At 54.4% G+C, this 19,824-nt stretch carries 17 protein-coding genes; 2 read left to right on the top strand and 15 right to left on the bottom strand.

The window, feature by feature from the left end; all coding sequences use genetic code 11:
• Window positions 1-454: 454 nt before the first annotated feature.
• The 15 genes from nuoN to lrhA all read right to left on the bottom strand — a co-directional run bounded on the left by nuoN (window position 455) and on the right by lrhA (window position 16,927).
• A complete protein-coding gene (gene nuoN, locus K8W53_RS07585; protein WP_000156667.1) occupies window positions 455-1,912 on the bottom strand; it encodes an NADH-quinone oxidoreductase subunit NuoN in 1,458 nt (485 codons plus the stop codon).
• Between the two features lie 6 nt (window positions 1,913-1,918).
• Entirely contained in the window at window positions 1,919-3,448 is a 1,530-nt protein-coding gene (gene nuoM / locus K8W53_RS07580; RefSeq protein ID WP_000926428.1) for an NADH-quinone oxidoreductase subunit M, read from the bottom strand.
• A gap of 76 nt (window positions 3,449-3,524) precedes the next feature.
• Window positions 3,525-5,366, bottom strand: a complete 1,842-nt coding sequence (nuoL, locus tag K8W53_RS07575; protein WP_001056582.1) for an NADH-quinone oxidoreductase subunit L — start codon at window positions 5,364-5,366, stop codon at window positions 3,525-3,527.
• Window positions 5,363-5,665 (bottom strand): NADH-quinone oxidoreductase subunit NuoK, encoded by a 303-nt coding sequence (gene nuoK, locus K8W53_RS07570; protein ID WP_000612687.1) that lies wholly within the window; start codon window positions 5,663-5,665, stop codon window positions 5,363-5,365. The genes nuoL and nuoK overlap by 4 nt, the downstream gene beginning before the upstream one ends.
• On the bottom strand, window positions 5,662-6,216 hold the full coding sequence (nuoJ, locus tag K8W53_RS07565) for an NADH-quinone oxidoreductase subunit J (protein ID WP_000393522.1): 555 nt from the start codon (window positions 6,214-6,216) through the stop codon (window positions 5,662-5,664). The genes nuoK and nuoJ overlap by 4 nt, the downstream gene beginning before the upstream one ends.
• Before the next feature lie 10 nt (window positions 6,217-6,226).
• Window positions 6,227-6,769, bottom strand: coding sequence for an NADH-quinone oxidoreductase subunit NuoI (gene nuoI / locus K8W53_RS07560; RefSeq protein WP_000172747.1), 543 nt, complete (start codon window positions 6,767-6,769; stop codon window positions 6,227-6,229).
• A gap of 14 nt (window positions 6,770-6,783) precedes the next feature.
• Window positions 6,784-7,761 (bottom strand): NADH-quinone oxidoreductase subunit NuoH, encoded by a 978-nt coding sequence (gene nuoH / locus K8W53_RS07555; protein ID WP_000118515.1) that lies wholly within the window; start codon window positions 7,759-7,761, stop codon window positions 6,784-6,786.
• Window positions 7,758-10,484: an NADH-quinone oxidoreductase subunit NuoG gene (gene nuoG / locus K8W53_RS07550; RefSeq protein ID WP_023225012.1), complete on the bottom strand. Its 2,727-nt coding sequence runs from the start codon at window positions 10,482-10,484 to the stop codon at window positions 7,758-7,760. The genes nuoH and nuoG overlap by 4 nt, the downstream gene beginning before the upstream one ends.
• Window positions 10,485-10,514: 30 nt before the next feature.
• Window positions 10,515-11,852 (bottom strand): NADH-quinone oxidoreductase subunit NuoF, encoded by a 1,338-nt coding sequence (gene nuoF, locus K8W53_RS07545; protein WP_000800048.1) that lies wholly within the window; start codon window positions 11,850-11,852, stop codon window positions 10,515-10,517.
• Window positions 11,849-12,349, bottom strand: coding sequence for an NADH-quinone oxidoreductase subunit NuoE (nuoE, locus tag K8W53_RS07540; RefSeq protein ID WP_000545038.1), 501 nt, complete (start codon window positions 12,347-12,349; stop codon window positions 11,849-11,851). Before nuoE ends, nuoF begins: the two co-directional genes overlap by 4 nt.
• 2 nt (window positions 12,350-12,351) lie before the next feature.
• The gene (gene nuoC / locus K8W53_RS07535) at window positions 12,352-14,154 is read right to left on the bottom strand and encodes an NADH-quinone oxidoreductase subunit C/D (RefSeq protein WP_000247855.1); all 1,803 of its coding nucleotides are present in this window, start codon (window positions 14,152-14,154) and stop codon (window positions 12,352-12,354) included.
• Between the two features lie 86 nt (window positions 14,155-14,240).
• Window positions 14,241-14,903, bottom strand: a complete 663-nt coding sequence (gene nuoB / locus K8W53_RS07530) for an NADH-quinone oxidoreductase subunit NuoB (protein ID WP_000386728.1) — start codon at window positions 14,901-14,903, stop codon at window positions 14,241-14,243.
• A 15-nt stretch (window positions 14,904-14,918) separates the two neighbouring features.
• Complete coding sequence (nuoA, locus tag K8W53_RS07525) at window positions 14,919-15,362, bottom strand: NADH-quinone oxidoreductase subunit NuoA (protein ID WP_000062993.1); 444 nt, start codon at window positions 15,360-15,362, stop codon at window positions 14,919-14,921.
• A 394-nt stretch (window positions 15,363-15,756) separates the two neighbouring features.
• The gene (locus tag K8W53_RS07520; protein WP_001121022.1) at window positions 15,757-15,909 is read right to left on the bottom strand and encodes an STM2329 family putative cytoplasmic protein; all 153 of its coding nucleotides are present in this window, start codon (window positions 15,907-15,909) and stop codon (window positions 15,757-15,759) included.
• Window positions 15,910-15,988: 79 nt separating this feature from the next.
• Window positions 15,989-16,927 (bottom strand): transcriptional regulator LrhA, encoded by a 939-nt coding sequence (gene lrhA, locus K8W53_RS07515; RefSeq protein WP_000606288.1) that lies wholly within the window; start codon window positions 16,925-16,927, stop codon window positions 15,989-15,991.
• A 931-nt stretch (window positions 16,928-17,858) separates the two neighbouring features.
• Between lrhA and alaA the strand changes: the two genes are divergently transcribed.
• Together alaA and yfbR are read left to right on the top strand one after the other, a co-directional pair.
• Entirely contained in the window at window positions 17,859-19,073 is a 1,215-nt protein-coding gene (gene alaA / locus K8W53_RS07510; protein ID WP_000074540.1) for an alanine transaminase AlaA, read from the top strand.
• A 93-nt stretch (window positions 19,074-19,166) separates the two neighbouring features.
• Window positions 19,167-19,766, top strand: coding sequence for a 5'-deoxynucleotidase (gene yfbR, locus K8W53_RS07505; RefSeq protein WP_000813882.1), 600 nt, complete (start codon window positions 19,167-19,169; stop codon window positions 19,764-19,766).
• The last annotated feature ends 58 nt before the right edge of the window (window positions 19,767-19,824 follow it).

Below are 19,824 nucleotides of genomic sequence, written 5' to 3'. Positions count from 1 at the left end.
AATAAATTTATTTAACGATTATATGCACTTAGTGGTTGCAGTAATAATTAGTAATTCTACCGTTTGGATTCATGTAAATTAAATAAATCAAAATAACATTACTGCGAATTATATTAACAAAGCTGACTGGTTTTGAATTTTATCGCTTCGGTCTATTATTCAGGGGGAATATAGAGGAGATGTGAATATAATAGCGCCTGGCGGCGCTGTCGGATGGCTGACAAAGGAGAATACAACGTTGATGCCGGATGGCGACTACGCCTTATCCGGCATCTGGTTCTGTGTTCGTTGAAAAAGTGTTGGGTTTCGGCTACGCCTCACCCAACGAGTCCAGGGTCTCTATGCGTCACAGGTTTTCATAAGTTGGATGCAATCCAACATTTAGAGGCTCCGGTGTTGGCCATCAGCCTCAACCGCCGATAAATCGGCGGTTATTGACATCATCAACGCGGCATTACATCAGCGGCATCGCCAGTTGCACAAGGCTAATCAGCGGCTGCGGCCAGACGCCCAGTACCAACACCAGCAACGCGGAGATCAGCACCACGATACCGCCTGCGCTGTACTGCCAGTTTGTCGGCGCGTCGCGTCCCGGTTGCTGCGGCGCGTGCAGGTAGAGACTCACCGCAACGCGCAGGTAGTAGTACAAACCAATCGCGGAACCCACTACCACGGCGGCGACCAGCCACCACAAGCTGGCCTGAACGCCGACCGCCAGCACGTAGAATTTGCCGATAAAGCCCAGCGTCATCGGGATACCTGCCAGCGACAGCATCATCACCGTCATCACCGCGGCAAGAACCGGGCGGTGCCAGAACAGACCACGGTAAGAGTACAGGGAATCGGCATCAGGGCCGCGGAACGGGCTGGACATCAGGCTGACCACGCCAAACGCGCCGAGGCTGCTGAACAGATAACCGGCCAGGTAAACGCCAACCGCTTCCATCGACATCTCGCCGCTCTGCAGGGCAATCAGCGCCACCAGCAGATAGCCGAGGTGAGAGATAGAAGAGTAACCGAGCAGACGTTTGATGTTGGTCTGGCTCAGCGCCATCAGGTTACCAAAGATGATAGAGGCAAAGGCGATAATGCCCAGCACCACGCGTACCGCTTCGCTGTCGCCTACCGGCGCATAGAGGAACAGACGCATCACCACGCCGAAGATAGCAATTTTGCTCGCCGTCGCCAGGAAGGTGGAAACCGGCGCAGGCGCGCCCTGATAAACGTCTGGCGTCCACAGGTGGAACGGCACCAGAGAGAGTTTAAAGCCCAGACCGACAATCATCAGGCCAAAGCCCGCCAGCAGCAACGGCTCGTGCAGCATACCATCGCCGAGGCTCTTACCGAGCGCTTCGAAAGACAGGTTGCCGGACTGCGCATAGACCAGCGCCATCCCGAACAGCAGGAAAGACGAGGCGGCGGCGGAGAGGATGGTGTATTTGATACTGGCTTCCAGCGAGCGTTTCTGGCGGAAAGCATAACCAATCAGGCCGAACAGCGGCAGCGAGATCAGTTCAATACCAAGGAACAGCGCCGCCAGATGGTTAGCGTTCGCCAGCAGAATTCCGCCCAGGCTGGCGATTAACACCAGCAGGTAGAACTCTTCCTGGTTATCGTTATAGCCTTCCAGCCACGGGTAGGCAAAGGTACAGGTGGCGAGGCTCGCCAGCAGCACCAGCCCGGTGTAGAGCATCGCAAAGCCGTCAACGCGCATCAGCGGCGTGACGTCCATTGCCCCGGCCTGGCCGACAAACCAAAGCGAAACCAGAGCAGCGTTAAGCCCAATGACCGACAGCGTGGCATTGAGGAAGTGATTGCGTCGCCACGCAATGGAGAGCATCACAACCACCACCGTCAAGCCGACGATCAGCAGCGGTAGCAGCGCAATCAGGTGTTGTGGAGTTATTGTCATGGCGATTTACGGCCTTGTAGTAGTAACGGAATTAACAAACCACTGCTGGATGTTGCTCATCGCAGAATGCGAGGTATCCAGAATCGGCTGCGGATAGAAGCCAAGCAGTACCAGAAGCACCACCAGCAACAGAATGATAAACAGCTCGCGCAGCGACATCCCTGGCAGTTCCTGGCTGGCAATCTGGCTCTTCGCTTTACCGAAGTAAGCGCGATGCAGCATCGCCAGCGAGTATACAGAGGCGAATACCAGCCCAAAGGTGGAGATCACGGTAATCATCGGCACCACCTGGTAGCTGCCGAACAGAATCATAAACTCGCCGACAAAGTTACCGGTGCCCGGCATCCCGAGCGTCGCCACCGCAAAGAACATGGACAGCGCAGGCAACCACTTCATCTTGCCCCACAGGCCGCCCATCATACGCATGTCACGCGTATGCAGACGTTCGTACAACTGGCCACACAGAATGAACAGACCGGCTGCGGACAAACCGTGCGCAATCATCTGAATCACCGCGCCCTGGTACGCCAGCTGACTGCCGGTGTAGATAGCGATCAGCACGAAGCCCATGTGGGAAACGGAGGTATAAGCAATCAGACGCTTGATGTCGTATTGGGTAAAGGCCATCCACGCGCCGTAGAAAATGCCGATAACGCCAAGCCACATAGCGATCGGCGCAAACTCCGCCGACGCGTTCGGGAACAATGGCAGGGAGAAACGCAGCAGACCGTAAGCGGCGGTTTTCAGCAAGATACCGGCCAGGTCGACAGAACCGGCGGTCGGCGCCTGGGAGTGCGCATCCGGCAGCCAGCCATGCAGCGGCACCACCGGCATTTTCACCGCGAAGGCGATGAAGAAGCCCAGCATCAGCAGATATTCCACTCCGTGGGACATCGGCGTATTCAGCAGCTCTTCATAGTTGAAGGTCCACACACCGGTCGCGTTGTAGTGCACAAAGACCAGCGCCAGGATGGCAATCAGCATCACCAGACCACTCGCCTGGGTGTAGATGAAGAACTTGGTCGCCGCCGTGATGCGCGTTTTCCCGTCAGAAGCTTTGTGGCCCCACAGCGCTATCAGGAAGTACATCGGCACCAGCATCATTTCCCAGAAGAAGAAGAACAGGAACATGTCGATGGCCAGGAACACGCCGATAACGCCGCCTAAGATCCACATCAGGTTCAGGTGGAAGAAGCCCTGATATTTTTCGATTTCTCGCCAGGAGCAAAGCACCGCCAGAACGCCGAGCAGGCCGGTCAGCACCACCATTAGCAGCGACAGTCCGTCGAGCGCCAGATGGATAGAGATGCCAAAACGCGGGATCCACGGCAGGACAAATTCAGATTGCCACTGCGGAATACCGGCGGATTGCGTCAGTGAGTAGCCGCCCTGCAACCACAATTGCAGACCGAGCGCCAGCGTCAGCCCCATGGTAATCAGCGCTATCCAACGCGGCACCTTCACGCCAAAGCGTTCGGTCTGCCAGCACAGAAAGCCGCCGATAAAGGGAATCAATATTAGCCAGGGTAGTAACATGGCGATTTTTATTCCTTTTTAAGGCCTCTGACAGAGGCCTGATTTTCAACGAATTTGGATAAAATTCACTTTACGATCAACGCAGTACCATCAACAGTGCCAGCACCACAACCGCGCCAATGCTCATTGATGCCACATACCAGCGCAGATAACCGTTCTCGCTCAGTACCAGGCCTTTACCTGCAAAACGGGAAAGGATAGCCGGAATGTTCATCAACGCATTAAGCGGGTCGCGCTTCAGCAGCCAGGCGATACCGAGGAATGGCTTGACGAATACTTTGTCGTACAGCCAGTCAAAGCCCCAGGCGTTATACCACCAGGTCCCCAGCAGACGGCCCGGCGCGCTGTTGGCGATCGACGTCACCAGCGTGCGTTTACCCAGCCACAGCCATGCGGCAATCAGGATGCCGGCAATCGCCACTACGCCAGAGGTAATTTCCAGCGTCATGACGCGACCATGCGCCAGTTCAGTTGTCTGCGGCAGCACCCCCTGCAATGGCGGTACAATCAGCGCGCCAACAAAGGTAGACAGGATCATCAGGACAATCAGCGGCAGATGATGGGTAATCCCCTTCCCTGCATGAGCATGAATTTGTTCTTTCCCGTGGAATACGATGAAAATCATCCGGAAGGTGTACAGCGAGGTCATGAACGCGCCGACCAGACCCGCCACCATCAGATTGATATGGCCGTTCGCCATCGCGCCAGCCAGGATCTCATCCTTACTGAAGAAGCCGGCAGTGACCAGCGGCAGCGCCGACAGCGCCGCGCCCCCCACCAGGAAGCAGGCATACACCAGTGGAATCGACTTACGCAGACCGCCCATCTTAAAGATGTTCTGTTCGTGATGACAGGCCAGAATCACCGAGCCGGAGGCCAGGAACAGCAGCGCTTTAAAGAAGGCGTGCGTCATCAGGTGGAAAATCGCCGCATCCCACGCCTGTACGCCCAGCGCCAGGAACATGTAGCCAATCTGGCTCATGGTGGAATAGGCCAGCACGCGTTTGATGTCGGTCTGCACCAGCGCGGCGAAACCCGCCATGACCAGCGTAATCGCCCCGATAATGCCCACCAGATGCAGAATTTCCGGGGTCATCAGGAACAGACCATGGGTACGAGCGATCAGGTAGACACCGGCGGTCACCATGGTAGCGGCGTGGATCAGCGCGGAGACCGGCGTCGGGCCGGCCATCGCGTCGGCAAGCCAGGTCTGCAACGGTAGCTGCGCAGATTTACCGACCGCGCCGCCCAGCAGCATCAGCGTCGCCCACATCAGCATGTTGTTGCCGTCAGCAAAGTGCGCTGGCGCCAGCTCGACCATTTCGCGGAAGTTCAGCGTGCCCAGTTCGTTGTAGAGGATGAACAGCGCGAAGGCGAGGAATACGTCACCGACACGGGTCACCACGAAGGCTTTCATTGCCGCTGCGCCATTCTTCGGATCGCTGTAATAGAAGCCGATCAACAGATAAGAGCACAGGCCCACGCCTTCCCAGCCGAGGTACATCAACAGCAGGTTATCGGACAGCACCAGAACAACCATGCTGGCGATAAACAGGTTGGTATAAGCGAAGAAGCGGGAGTAACCCTCTTCTCCACGCATGTACCAGGACGCGAACATGTGGATCAGGAAGCCGACGCCGGTGACCACAGAGAGCATGGTCAGCGACAGGCCGTCCAGCACCAGGTTAAAACCGATGTTGAAGTTACCGACCGACATCCACGTCCACAGCGGCTGGCTGAACGCCTGTTTGCCGTTGGCGAAGAAATCCATCCCGACAAACGCTGTCACCAACGCCGCCAGACCAACGGAGCCCACGCCAATGGTCGCGGAGAGATTTTCCGACCAGCGTCCGCGAGAGAACGCCAGCAGTACAAAGCCAATCAATGGCAGAATAATGGTTAAGGCAAGCATGTTCATCCACGCATCTCACTTACTGAATCGATGTTCAGGTTCTGGCGACGGCGATGGAGTTGCAGCAACAGCGCAAGTCCAATACTCGCTTCCGCAGCCGCAAGGCTGATGGCGAGAATGTACATCACCTGACCATCGGTCTGGCCCCAGTAGCTCCCGGCGACCACAAAGGCCAGCGCGGAGGCGTTAATCATGATTTCCAGCCCGATCAGCATAAACAGCAGATTGCGGCGGATAACCAGACCGGTTAAACCCAGGACGAATAAAATCGCAGCGAGGATCAGTCCGTGTGTTAAGGGGATCATGCGCGCTCCTCCGTTTTTCTTTTCGCGCGGTCATCGGCGCGGTTGCTTAGCACTTCGCCCGCACGCTCTTCACGACCGACGTGGAACGCCACCACCAAGCCTGCCAGCAGCAGCATAGACGCCAGTTCGACCGCCAGAACATAAGGCCCGAACAGCGTAATGCCCACCGCTTTCGCGCTAATCGGCGTGCCGTCGATGCCCTGGTCGTTAACGCCCAGAATGGCGTACACAATGACCGCCAGCATAATGGCCGACAAAACCGCCGGACCAATCCACACCTGCGGCTTCAGCCACTGGCGTTCCTGTTCGATTTCGCTGCCGCCGAGGTTGAGCATCATCACCACGAACACAAACAGCACCATGATGGCGCCTGCGTAGACGATAATTTCCAGCGCACCGGCAAAATAAGCGCCCAGCGAAAAGAACACCCCGGAAATCGCCAAAAGCGATATCACCAGATACAACAGCGCGTGTACCGGATTGGTATGGGTGATCACTCGCAGGGTCGCGAGGATGGCTATCAGGCCACAGATATAAAAAGCGAATTCCATTGCCCTCTCCTTACGGTAACAGGCTCTTGACGTCGATAGGCTTGGCTTCGTTCTCTGCTTCGCCTTTATCTTTGCCGTCGATTGCCATACCCGCCATCCGGTAGAAGTTATATTCCGGGTATTTGCCCGGACCGGAAATCAGCAGATCCTCTTTTTCGTACACCAGATCCTGACGTTTGTATTCGCCCAGTTCGAAGTCCGGGGTCAACTGAATCGCCGTGGTCGGGCACGCTTCTTCGCACAGGCCGCAGAAGATGCAGCGTGAGAAGTTAATGCGGAAAAATTCCGGATACCAGCGGCCATCTTTGGTCTCCGCTTTTTGCAGAGAGATACAGCCTACCGGACAGGCTACCGCACACAGGTTACAGGCAACGCAGCGCTCTTCACCGTCCGGGTCGCGCGTGAGCACGATACGGCCACGGTAACGGGGCGGTAAATAGACCGGCTCTTCCGGATACATCCGCGTTTCGCGTTTGGCGAACGCATGCAGGCCGATCATCCAGATACTGCGTACCTGAGTGCCGAAACCTACTAATAATTCTTTTAAGGTCATGGTCTTTGTGTCCCTTATTGCGCCTGCCACAGAATGACAGCCGCCGTTACCAGCAAGTTGATGAGCGTCAGCGGCAGGCAAACTTTCCAGCCGAAGGACATTACCTGGTCATAACGCGGACGCGGTAACGACGCACGAATCAAAATGAACATCATCATGAAGAACGCGGTTTTCAGCGCGAACCAGACGAATGGCGGTAAGAACGGGCCATGCCAGCCACCGAAGAACAACGTTACCATCAGCGCGGAAACGGTGACGATGCCGATGTACTCCCCCACAAAGAACAGACCGAATTTCATACCGGAATATTCGATGTGGTAACCGTCCGCCAGTTCCTGCTCGGCTTCCGGCTGGTCAAACGGGTGACGGTGACAGACCGCTACGCCCGCGATGGCGAAAGTAACAAACCCAAAGAATTGCGGAATCACGTTCCACAGATGCGCCTGGTTATTGACGATATCGGTCATATTAAATGAACCGGCCTGCGCCACCACGCCCATCAGGGAAAGACCAAGAAACACTTCGTAGCTCACCGTCTGGGCAGACGCACGCATCGCGCCCAGCAGCGAGTATTTGTTGTTGCTCGACCAACCGGCGAACAGCACCGCGTAAACCGCCAGACCGGCCATCATCAGGAAGAACAGAATCCCGATGTTTAAATCGGCCACCACCCAATTAGGGCTAACCGGCACAATGGCGAAGGAGAGCAGCAGCGAAGTAAACGCGATCATCGGCGCCAGGGTAAAGATGACGCGATCCGAGAATTTCGGGATCCAGTCTTCTTTAAAGAACATCTTGATCATGTCCGCGACCAGCTGGAGCGAGCCGCCCCAGCCAACGCGGTTTGGTCCATAACGGTTCTGGAACAGACCCAGCAGACGACGTTCGCCAAAGCTCATGAAGGCCCCGCAGGTGACGACCACCAGCAGAATCACCACCGCTTTGAGAATGCTCAGCAGGATCTCAATCAGATCCGGTGTAATCCAACTCATTGTTGCGCCTCCCGCAGATCCTCAAGACGCGCGCCAGCCAGAACCGGCGCGATGCCAGGCATACCCATCGGCAGCCCTACCTGCCCTGCCGCTAACCCTTCAGAGATTTCAACCGGCAGCGTCACCGTATTGCCATCGTAGCTAAAGGAGACGCGCGTCCCGGCATTAACGCCCAACTTCGCGGCATCCGCCGGGTTAAGTTTGATATACGGCTGCGGCATACGGCTCTGGAAGACCGGAGAACGCTGAGACAATTCGTCGCTGCCAAACAGGTGGTAATACGGCGCAATACGCCACTGACCGTCTTGCGCCTGGAAGCTTGCCGGCACGGTAGTGAAATAATCCAGACCGCCCTCAGTCGCTTCAATCAAACGCACGCCCGGATCGCCGTGACGCAGTTTGCCGCCCACTTCATCCTGGAATTTGTTCCACGCCTGCGGGGAGTTCCAGCCCGGCGCCCAGGCGAACGGAATTTCAGATCGCGGGGCAGTCGGTTGGTTATTCCCTTCCATCGAGAAGGCGAACATGGTGTCTTTATCCTGCGGCTGACGTGGTTCATGCACGCTGATATTGGCGCGCATCGCCGTACGACCGCTGTAACGATGCGGTTCGCGCGCCAGCTTCTGCCCACGAATGCGGAAGGTCGCATCCGGCGCGGCGTCTTTAATGCCGGCAAATTGCGGCATGGCGGCAATGACCGCGTCGATCACGTGGTCAAGCTGAGTCCAGTCCACTTCGCGGTTTTCGACGGTGCTGTGCAGCGAATGCAGCCAGCGCCAGCTTTCCAGCATAATCGTCTTGTTATCGTAGTAGGCCGGATCATAAACCTGGAAGAAGCGCTGCGCGCGGCCTTCGTTGTTGATGACCGTACCATCGCTTTCGGCGAAGCTTGCCGCGGAAAGCACCAGATGCGCGTTTTCCATAATCGCCGTGCGCTGATGGTCAACCACCATCACCAGCGGCGCTTTGGCGAGCGCGGCGTTCACGCGCGTAGCGCTTGCATGACGGTGGAGATCGTTTTCCAGCACCACCACGGCGTCCGCGCTGCCGGTTTCCAGCTCGCCCAACGCATCATCAAGCGAACCGCCGCCCATCATACCCAGCCCCATGCTGTTCACGGAACGGGCAATCATAGTAATACCGACGTCGGCGCCACGGCCTTTCAGCGCTTTCGCCACGTTGGCGGCCGCCTGAATCACCTCACTGCTACCGGCGTTAGTGCCGGAGATAATCAGCGGTTTTTTCGCGCCGGCCAACGCCTGCACAATGACATCAATTTTGTTTTGTAAGTCGCTGTCGATACCGTCAACCGCAGGCGCCGTATTGTCCAGCGCATGAGCAATCGCAAAGCCCAGGCGCGCCTGATCTTCCACCGGCGCGCGATAGGTCCAGGCGGCGATATCATCCAGACGGGTGTCATCCACGTTGGTCACGAACAGCGGATGTTTGGCACGCTGGCCGATGTTAAGGATGGCCGCAATCTGCCAGTCGGCCACTTTCTGCGCCGCCGCCATTTCACGCGCTTTACCTTTCACCGCCTGGCGTACCGCCAGCGCAACGCGCGCGCCGGTCTGGGTAACGTCTTCGCCCAATACCAGTACCGCGTCATAAGATTCGATTTCCCGCAGCGCCGGGGTGTAAATGCCGCCTTCACGCAGCACTTTCAGCGCCAGTTGCAGACGTTCCTGCTCGCCGCGCGCGATACCGGTGTAGAAGTTTTCCGCACCAACCAGCTCACGCAGCGCAAAGTTGCTCTCAATGCTGGCGCGTGGCGAACCGATACCGATCACTTTCTTCGACTGGCGCAGAATATCCGCCGCGCCCTGCATCGCCTGCTCGGCGTTGAGAGTAATAAAGTCATCGCCACGGCGCTGAACCGGCTGACGCGGACGGTCTTTCAGGTTCACATAGCCATAGCCGAAACGACCGCGGTCGCAGAGGAAGTAGTGGTTAACGGTACCGTTGTAACGGTTTTCGATACGGCGCAGTTCGCCATAGCGCTCGCCCGGGCTGATGTTACAGCCGATGGAACACTGCTGACAGATGCTCGGCGCAAACTGCATGTCCCATTTACGGTTGTAGCGCTCGGAGTGCGTTTTATCGGTGAATACGCCGGTCGGGCAAATCTCGACCAGGTTACCGGAGAATTCGCTTTCCAGCGTACCGTCTTCCGGACGCCCGAAGTAGACGTTGTCATGCGCGCCATAGACGCCCAGATCGGTGCCGTCGGCATAATCTTTGTAGTAACGTACACAACGGTAGCAGGCGATGCAGCGGTTCATTTCGTGAGAGATGAACGGCCCCAGATCCTGGTTGCGGTGGGTACGTTTGGTGAAACGGTAGCGACGGAAACTGTGACCCGTCATCACGGTCATATCCTGAAGATGGCAGTTACCGCCCTCTTCACAGACCGGACAGTCGTGCGGGTGGTTAGTCATCAGCCACTCCACCACGCTTTCACGGAACTGTTTCGCTTCTTCATCGTCAATAGAGATAAAGGTACCGTCGGTGGCTGGCGTCATACAGGACATCACCAGGCGACCACGCGTATCTTCCGCGTTTTGGTATTGCTTCACCGCACACTGGCGGCAAGCACCGACGCTTCCCAGCGCCGGGTGCCAGCAAAAATACGGAATATCAAGGCCGAGGGACAGACATGCCTTTAGCAGGTTGTCCGCGCCGTTGACCTCGTATTCTTTGCCGTCTACATGAATCGTAGCCATTAGCATGCTTCCAAATTAAAAATCGTTAACTCACCAGCGCTCTTTGAGCAGGTTCGGCTGAATACCATTGATTAAATGGGTATTGCTGAACGGCTGCTTGATGCCAGCTTCGAATTCTTCGCGGAAATACTTAATTGCGCTTTGCAGTGGCTCAACCGCGCCCGGCGCATGCGCGCAGAAGGTTTTACCCGGTCCGAGGAAACGACACAGTTGCTCAAGTGTCTCGATATCCCCCGGCTGGCCTTCGCCACGCTCCAGCGCGCGCAGAATTTTCACGCTCCACGGCAGCCCGTCGCGGCATGGCGTACACCAGCCGCAGGATTCGCGGGCAAAGAACTCTTCCAGGTTACGCACCAGCGATACCATGCCGATTTCGTGGTCTACCGCCATCGCCAGCGCGGTGCCCAAACGGCTGCCTGCTTTACCGATGCTTTCGAACTCCATCGGCAGGTCAAGATGCGCCTCGGTCAGGAAGTCGGTTCCCGCCCCGCCCGGCTGCCAGGCTTTGAATTTCAGGCCATCGCGCATACCGCCCGCGTAGTCTTCGAGGATCTCGCGCGCGGTGGTGCCGAACGGTAATTCCCACAGACCCGGATTCTTCACGCGGCCCGAGAAGCCCATCAGCTTGGTACCCGCATCTTTGCTTTTCGAGATGTTCTGGTACCACTCCACGCCGTTGGCGAGGATTGCCGGGACGTTGCACAACGTTTCGACGTTATTCACACAGGTCGGCTTGCCCCATACGCCGGAGGTCGCCGGGAAGGGCGGCTTGGAACGCGGGTTCGCGCGGCGGCCTTCGAGGGAGTTAATCAGCGCCGTTTCTTCACCACAGATGTAACGCCCTGCTCCGGTGTGGACAAACAGTTCAAAGTCGAACCCGGTGCCCATGATATTTTTGCCAAGCAGCCCGGCCTCGGTTGCTTCAGCAATCGCACGGCGCAGATGTACAGCCGCTTCGATATATTCGCCGCGCAGGAAGATGTAACCACGATACGCTTTCAGCGCGAACGCGGAGATCAGCATGCCTTCCACCAGCAGGTGCGGCAGCTGTTCCATCAGCAGACGGTCTTTATAGGTGCCCGGTTCCATTTCATCGGCGTTACACAGCAGGTAACGGATGTTCATGGATTCATCTTTCGGCATCAGGCTCCACTTCAGACCGGTGGAAAAGCCCGCGCCGCCGCGCCCTTTCAGACCGGCGTCTTTTACCTGGCTGACGATTTCATCCGGAGACAGGCCGGTCAGCGCCTTACGCGCGCCTTCGTAGCCGTTTTTGCTACGATATTCATCCAGCCAGACCGGCTGTTTGTCATCGCGCAGACGCCAGGTCAGCGGATGGGTTTCGGGAGTACGGATAACGTTTTTCATTTATACCGCTCCAGTAGTTCAGGAATGGCTTCCGGGGTCAGATGGCTGTGAGTATCCTCATCAATCATCATGTTCGGCCCTTTATCGCAATTCCCCAGGCAGCAGGTCGGCAGCAGCGTAAAGCGACCATCAAAGGTCGTCTGCCCCGGTTTGATGTTGAGATTTTTTTCCAGCGCGGCCTGAATCCCCTGATAGCCGGTGATATGGCACACCACGCTGTCGCAGTAGCGAATCACGTGGCGACCGACCGGCTGACGGAAGATCTGGCTGTAGAATGTGGCGACGCCTTCGACGTCGCTCGCCGGAATACCCAGCACATCGGCAATAGCGTAGATCGCGCCGTCCGGCACCCAGCCACGCTGCTTTTGAACGATTTTCAGCGCTTCAATGGACGCCGCACGCGGGTCTTCGTAGTGGTGCTTCTCGTGCTCTATCGCTTCACGCTCTGCCGCACTCAGCTCAAAAGCCTCGGTTTGTGGTTGTTGATTCTCGTGCATAATTAGCGGTCCACATCTGACATAACAAAATCGATACTACCCAGATAGACAATCAGGTCGGAGACCAGGCTACCGCGGATCGCCGAGGGAATCTGCTGCAGGTGCGCAAAGCTCGGCGTGCGCACGCGGGTACGGTAGCTCATAGTGCTGCCGTCGCTGGTCAGGTAGTAACTGTTAATCCCCTTCGTCGCTTCCACCATCTGGAAGGACTCCTGCGCCGGCATCACCGGGCCCCAGGAGACCTGCAGGAAGTGGGTGATCAGGGTTTCGATATGTTGCAGCGTGCGCTCTTTCGGCGGCGGCGTGGTCAGCGGGTGATCCGCTTTGAACGGGCCTTCCGGCATGTTATCGAGGCACTGCTGAAGAATGCGCAGACTCTGGCGCAGCTCTTCCACTTTCAGCATCACGCGGGTATAGCAGTCGGAAACGCCGCCGCCCACCGGCACTTCAAAGTCAAAGTTTTCGTAGCCAGAGTATGGACGCCATTTACGTACGTCGAAGTCGATCCCGGTCGCGCGCAGCCCTGCGCCGGTGGTGCCCCACTCCAGCGCCTCTTTCGCGCCGTAAGCGGCAACGCCCTGCGAACGCCCTTTCAGAATGGTGTTACGCAGCGCGGCTTTCTCGTAAGAGTCCAGACGCTTCGGCATCCACTCAAGGAACTCTCGCAGCAGGCGATCCCAACCGCGCGGCAAGTCGTGCGCGACGCCACCGATACGGAACCAGGCCGGGTGCATACGGAAACCGGTAATGGCTTCCACCAGGTCATAAATTTTCTGCCGGTCGGTAAAGGCAAAGAAGACCGGCGTCATCGCGCCGACGTCCTGAATAAAGGTCGAGATGTACAGCAGATGACTGTTAATGCGGAACAGTTCAGAGAGCATCACGCGGATGACGTTCACACGATCCGGGACGGTGATCCCTGCCAACTTTTCTACCGCCAGCACGTACGGCATTTCATTGACGCAACCACCGAGGTATTCGATACGGTCGGTATAGGGAATGTAGCTATGCCAGGACTGGCGCTCGCCCATTTTTTCGGCGCCGCGATGGTGATAGCCGATATCCGGCACGCAGTCGACGATTTCTTCGCCGTCAAGTTGCAGGATAATACGGAACGCACCGTGCGCAGATGGGTGGTTCGGGCCGAGGTTGAGGAACATAAAGTCCTCGTTGTCAGTCCCGCGCTTCATCCCCCAGTCTTCCGGCTTAAAGGTCAGCGCTTCCATTTCCAGATCCTGCTTGGCTTTGGTCAGCTCAAACGGGTCGAATTCGGTCGCGCGCGCCGGATAATCTTTACGCAGCGGATGGCCTTCCCAGGTTTGCGGCATCATGATGCGCGTCAGGTGCGGGTGACCTTCGATATCAATACCAAACATCTCCCAGGTCTCACGCTCGTACCAGTTGGCGTTAGGGAAAAGTTTAGTGAAGGTCGGCACGCGCAGGTCGTTTTCAGACAACGCCACCTTGAGCATGATATCGCGATTACGCTCAATGGAAATCAGGTGGTAGAAAACGGAAAAATCCGCGGCGGGTAACCCGTCACGGTGCGTACGCAGGCGTTCATCCATGCCGTGTAAGTCAAACAGCATGACGTAAGGTTTCGGCAGTTTCTTTAAGAAATCGCCAACCTCCAGTAGTTGTTCACGCTTGACCCAAACAACGGGGATACCGGTGCGGGTCGCCTGAACGGTAAAGGCATCCGGCCCAAAACGGTTGCGCAGTTCGCCGATAACCGGATCATCAAGATGATCGCGGGTACTCCATGCAGCGTCTTGCGCGGTTAAGTCGGTCATATTGTTCACCATTGCAAATGGTCCGTGGTGGTCGGCAGTGCTTCGCGCTATTAAAATAGTGGTTAGCGAAGTGAAGTGCTGCTGCCGACAGGCGCAAATTAAATCTCGTCCGGGGTACGCAGGTTCGTGACGGCAATACGCTCGCCGCGTTTACGTTCGCGTTCTGGCTGCATATTGGCGCGATACACGCCCTGATCGCCCACCACCCATGAGAGCGGACGGCGCTCTTTGCCAATCGATTCTTGCAGCAGCATCAACGCCTGCATATACGCTTCCGGACGCGGCGGACAGCCAGGGATATACACATCCACCGGGATAAACTTATCAACGCCCTGCACTACCGAATAAATATCGTACATGCCGCCGGAGTTGGCGCAGGCGCCCATAGAAATGACCCATTTTGGCTCCAGCATTTGGTCATACAGACGCTGAATAACCGGGGCCATTTTGGTAAAGCAGGTACCGGCCACCACCATCAGGTCAGCCTGACGTGGCGACGCACGCAGCACTTCCGCGCCGAAACGGGCGACGTCATGCACTGCGGTAAAAGAGGTCACCATCTCTACATAGCAGCAAGAAAGGCCGAAGTTGTAGGGCCAAATTGAGTTTTTACGGCCCCAGTTAACCATGTCATGCAGTTTGCCCATGAACACGTTTTTGTTAACTTCCTGCTCCAGGGGGTCGGTTACGATCTCCTGTTTTTGCAGGGGGTAACGGTCATTCTCACCGTTAGGATCTATGCGGGTGAGCGTATAATCCATCTTAATGCCTCGCGGTTAGCGTTGACGATTAGCGATACTGTTCGTTTCCGGGTTCATACGCTCGCGGCGTGAACGCGCGGGCGTCCAGTCCAACGCGCCAATACGCGCCAGATAAACCAGACCAGCCAGTAACACAAAAATAAAAATTGCAGCTTCCACAAAGCCAACCCAGCCGCTTTCGCGGATAGAAGTCGACCATGCGAACAGATACAGCGCTTCAACGTCGAAGATAACGAAGAACATGGCTACCAGGTAAAACTTGGCAGACAGGCGTAAGCGGGCGGTGCCGACCGAGTCGATACCTGATTCAAACGGAACGTTCTTGTGCCTCGCGCGTGCGCGACCGCCCAAAAACCAACCGCCTACCAGCATCAGGCAGCACAGGCCAATGGCAACGATAAGAAAGATAGCGAATGCCCAGTGATGAGCGATGACTTCAGTGGATGTTGACATACTCATTGCTTACTCATCAAAAGTAGCGCCAGTTTCTCTGCTCTTTACGGCAGATGGGCGCCACATCGATTCATGGGGAGGAATAAAAAAAACCCTACAATTACTGTAGAAAATGATAAAAACAGCTAATTGATGTGGTTTTTTACTCCTTTCTATAACCTTTTGTCAACTTTAACAAAAGTTCCTTCACATTAATTTACATCAATTCATCATCATTAACATTAAGTGCCATCCTGGAGAAAATGACTCTTCGACCAGGGGGGATTTTATGTTGTTGAATCGTGTCCGTTGTGAAGCAAAAGAAATAACACACACCTATTTTGACAGGAATTTGTGAAGATGCCTCCCCCTAAATGGGAGTATTTTCTTGATCTGTGACACGCTTTTGTTAATTCACCCCCTAAAACAGCAACAATTTCTCTAGTTTTTTAACATGCAAATTCATAAAATGGATGTTCTGGTTATTTTTTACCCACATTGAACTGCGAATCGCTACTGGCTGATTTACCGCAACTTTTACAATTTGTGCGGTTAAGCGCGTACAGATGGGCACAAAAAAAGAGCCACTGAGCGTTTTTTCATCGCCAGCGGCTCTTTTTTACATTTACGACTTAGCGCCTTTTGCCGGCGAGCTACTCAAAACCCCCTTCCACCATCAGCGGATCATCTCCGCCCTCTGCAGAAAACTGGTTGTAATGCCATGGGTTTTGATAGCTTTCCATCGCATGGAAAATCACCATCGCCAGCTCGTTCTGGCTATTGGGATCGCGGCACAACAGATATTCCGTATCCGGCAAAGGCGGTAATCCGTCTGCGGCGCCCAGCACGCGAAGGTCGGGACTCATCATTTCGACAGGTCGAGCCGTTACGCCAAGACCGGCTTTAACGGCCGCGCGTACCGCCGGTAATGTAGACGCCACATAGGCCAGCCGCCAGGGAATACCCGCTGCATTTAGCGTCTCCAGCACCATATCGCGGAATGGACTGGGATCGTCCAGCAGGACTAGTGGTACGGGCTCTCCCCTTTGCAAAACATACTCAGCCGCACAATACCAATGGGTGGGCGAGGTCCGCAAATTCAGACAGTCCAGCGAATGAGGTTGGTTAGTCGTCACCACCAAATCTACTTCCTGCGATTTAACCATGTCCACCATATAGGCGTTGCGTTTTACCCGTACATCAAGCGCGAGTTTCGGATAAACCGAGCTGATTCGGCTAAGCAAAAAAGGCAGGATAGTATCAGCTGATTCATCAGAAGCGCCGATTGTTAACACTCCCTGAAGATTACTGAACATTAATGATGAACACGCCTCATCATTAAAACGCAGGATTTTTCTGGCGTACCCCAGAAGCTGGATACCGTGTTCGGTCAAAAGTTTGTTACGGCCATGGCGGGCGAACAATTCCTTTCCCACGAGTTGCTCAAGACGCTGCATTTGCTGACTGACCGCAGACTGAGTACGACATACCGCCGCCGCCGCCGCGGCGAAGGTGTTCAGATCGGCAACGGCCACGAACGTTCTCAGCAGATCGAGATCGAGGTTAATTATCGGACGATTTGCATTTATCATAATTTTTCACTTACTGGCGGGTCATATCGGGCTGACCTGGTTAATGCTGTGCATTCAGAAACAAGCAATTCCATTTGTAATGTGCATCCTTCGCAGTACCGCCTGGTTACCCAGGTAAATGTTAGAATGTAATTGAAAATACGACCAAAACACTTCTCTTACTTACTGATATAATACCAAATGCAACTGATCGGGATATATCAAAGAGAATGTGTCATACCTTTAGGCGTCTACAGATTTCTGCTAATGATGGACGTGTAAATCTTGTAACAGCGTCAAATAGTTTACCGAGACGCACAGATACAAAAACAATATATTGAACAATAGGTTATGTATAAAATCGCGTCATGATAATTAGCAGACAACGCAGACTACGCCCCCGTTTCGGATCATTATCTTAACCTAAAACCGCTATATTTATAAGTATTATTACGAATAATCTTAACCTGGGATATGTTATACTAATCGGACCAGAAAGATATTATTACGACTTTAGTAAATGCTTTTTAAATATTAAATAATAATTAATTAAGATTTCTACCATTCATTAATTATACTTAACAATACTTTCACACCCCCCGCCGCCGGAAAGGTCTAACCTTCACATTTTACCTTTAATACTCAGTATTTCCGAAATAGCCAGCGCGACACTAATGATGAATGCTTATCTCTCATAAAACAGATAATTTCTGACAACATAAAAAACCACATTACGCGCAATCACATAGAATAAAACACTATATATAAAGACAAAAATAGAAAATGCATCTAACCAAATGATTTTATGAAGTTTTAAACAGTACGAAAGCGCGTTAAAAATAAACAAAATCTTCTTCTGTTCACTCTTCAAAACTCACCGTCGTGGGAGTACATTGTTTCGTGCTGACTTCCACGGCAGGGAGTGGCAATAACAGCTAAAAGGTCAAGATTCATGTCCCCCATTGAAAAATCCAGCAAACTCGAAAATGTCTGTTATGACATTCGTGGCCCCGTTCTGAAAGAAGCGAAACGCCTTGAGGAAGAAGGTAATAAAGTTCTTAAACTGAATATCGGCAACCCCGCCCCCTTCGGATTCGAAGCGCCGGACGAAATTCTGGTCGATGTCATTCGTAATTTGCCGACGGCGCAAGGATATTGCGACTCGAAAGGGCTTTATTCCGCCCGTAAAGCGATTATGCAGCATTATCAGGCCCGTGGAATGCGCGATGTAACCGTGGAAGATATCTATATCGGTAACGGCGTTTCCGAGCTGATCGTTCAGGCGATGCAGGCGTTGCTTAACAGTGGCGATGAAATGCTGGTTCCCGCGCCCGATTATCCGTTATGGACAGCGGCGGTATCGCTCTCCAGCGGCAAGGCGGTACATTATCTTTGCGATGAATCTTCCGACTGGTTCCCGGACCTTGACGATATCCGCGCCAAAATCACCCCACGTACGCGTGGTATTGTCATTATTAATCCAAACAACCCTACTGGCGCCGTCTATTCTAAAGAATTGTTGATGGAAATTGTCAACATTGCGCGCGAGCATAATCTCATCATCTTCGCCGATGAAATTTATGACAAGATTCTCTATGACGATGCCGAGCATCACTCTATCGCCGCACTGGCGCCTGATCTGCTGACCATCACCTTTAATGGTTTGTCTAAAACCTATCGCGTCGCCGGCTTCCGCCAGGGCTGGATGGTGCTAAACGGGCCGAAAAAACATGCGAAGGGCTATATTGAAGGGCTGGAGATGTTAGCCTCAATGCGCCTGTGCGCCAACGTCCCGGCGCAACATGCTATTCAGACCGCGCTCGGCGGCTATCAAAGCATTAGTGAATTTATTCTGCCGGGCGGTCGACTGTATGAACAGCGTAACCGCGCCTGGGAGTTGATTAACGATATTCCCGGCGTTTCCTGCGTAAAACCTCGCGGCGCGTTGTACATGTTCCCCAGGATCGACGCTAAACGTTTTAATATTCACGACGACCAGAAGATGGTGCTGGACTTCCTGCTACAGGAAAAGGTGCTGCTGGTGCAAGGTACCGCCTTTAACTGGCCGTGGCCGGATCACTTCCGCATTGTGACGCTACCGCGTGAAGATGACCTGGAGATGGCCATCAACCGTTTTGGGCGTTTCCTCTCAGGTTACCATCAATAATCTTAAATTCAGGCTACTTCGGTAGCCTGAATTGCATCTTCATCCCCCTCCCCGCACAATGAAGTCTGCCGCAGTGAAAACAAAAGGTAATCTATGAAGCAGAGCCATTTTTTCGCCCATCTCTCCCGCATGAAGTTGATTAACCGCTGGCCGCTGATGCGTAACGTGCGTACGGAAAACGTCTCCGAACATAGTCTGCAGGTGGCGATGGTCGCCCATGCGTTGGCGGCGATAAAAAACCGTAAATTTGGCGGTCAGCTCAATGCTGAACGCATCGCGCTTCTGGCGATGTATCATGATGCCTCGGAAGTACTGACCGGCGATCTGCCGACGCCGGTAAAATATTTTAATTCCCAGATAGCCCAGGAATATAAAGCGATCGAAAAAATCGCCCAGCAAAAGCTGGTTGATATGGCGCCGGATGAATTACGCGATATTTTCGCACCGCTTATTGATGAGAATGCCTGGAGCGAAGAAGAACAGGCAATCGTAAAACAGGCCGATGCGCTTTGCGCCTACCTGAAATGCCTGGAGGAGCTCTCAGCGGGAAACAATGAGTTTGGACTGGCAAAAACGCGGCTGGAAAAAACGCTGGAATTACGTCGCAGCCAGGAGATGGACTATTTTATGGCGGTGTTCGTACCAAGCTTCCATCTCTCTCTTGACGAGATAAGCCAGGATTCACCGCTTTAGTTGCCGGATGGCGGCTAACGACTTATCCGGCCTACCGTTCTTCCCGTAGGCCTGATAA

The sequence above is a fragment of the Salmonella sp. A29-2 genome, from assembly GCF_020150755.1.
Classification (GTDB): Bacteria; Pseudomonadota; Gammaproteobacteria; order Enterobacterales; family Enterobacteriaceae; genus Salmonella; species Salmonella enterica.
This window is presented reverse-complemented; position numbering and strand designations above follow the sequence as displayed.

Excerpts from the sequence above, each read along its gene's own strand:
- nuoN (WP_000156667.1), bottom strand. The coding sequence starts at position 1,912 with ATGACAATAACTCCACAACACCTGATTGCGCTGCTACCGCTGCTGATC.
- nuoM (WP_000926428.1), bottom strand. The coding sequence starts at position 3,448 with ATGTTACTACCCTGGCTAATATTGATTCCCTTTATCGGCGGCTTTCTG.
- nuoL (WP_001056582.1), bottom strand. The coding sequence starts at position 5,366 with ATGAACATGCTTGCCTTAACCATTATTCTGCCATTGATTGGCTTTGTA.
- nuoK (WP_000612687.1), bottom strand. The coding sequence starts at position 5,665 with ATGATCCCCTTAACACACGGACTGATCCTCGCTGCGATTTTATTCGTC.
- nuoJ (WP_000393522.1), bottom strand. The coding sequence starts at position 6,216 with ATGGAATTCGCTTTTTATATCTGTGGCCTGATAGCCATCCTCGCGACC.
- nuoI (WP_000172747.1), bottom strand. The coding sequence starts at position 6,769 with ATGACCTTAAAAGAATTATTAGTAGGTTTCGGCACTCAGGTACGCAGT.
- nuoH (WP_000118515.1), bottom strand. The coding sequence starts at position 7,761 with ATGAGTTGGATTACACCGGATCTGATTGAGATCCTGCTGAGCATTCTC.
- nuoG (WP_023225012.1), bottom strand. The coding sequence starts at position 10,484 with ATGGCTACGATTCATGTAGACGGCAAAGAATACGAGGTCAACGGCGCG.
- nuoF (WP_000800048.1), bottom strand. The coding sequence starts at position 11,852 with ATGAAAAACGTTATCCGTACTCCCGAAACCCATCCGCTGACCTGGCGT.
- nuoE (WP_000545038.1), bottom strand. The coding sequence starts at position 12,349 with ATGCACGAGAATCAACAACCACAAACCGAGGCTTTTGAGCTGAGTGCG.
- nuoC (WP_000247855.1), bottom strand. The coding sequence starts at position 14,154 with ATGGTGAACAATATGACCGACTTAACCGCGCAAGACGCTGCATGGAGT.
- nuoB (WP_000386728.1), bottom strand. The coding sequence starts at position 14,903 with ATGGATTATACGCTCACCCGCATAGATCCTAACGGTGAGAATGACCGT.
- nuoA (WP_000062993.1), bottom strand. The coding sequence starts at position 15,362 with ATGAGTATGTCAACATCCACTGAAGTCATCGCTCATCACTGGGCATTC.
- lrhA (WP_000606288.1), bottom strand. The coding sequence starts at position 16,927 with ATGATAAATGCAAATCGTCCGATAATTAACCTCGATCTCGATCTGCTG.
- alaA (WP_000074540.1), top strand. The coding sequence starts at position 17,859 with ATGTCCCCCATTGAAAAATCCAGCAAACTCGAAAATGTCTGTTATGAC.
- yfbR (WP_000813882.1), top strand. The coding sequence starts at position 19,167 with ATGAAGCAGAGCCATTTTTTCGCCCATCTCTCCCGCATGAAGTTGATT.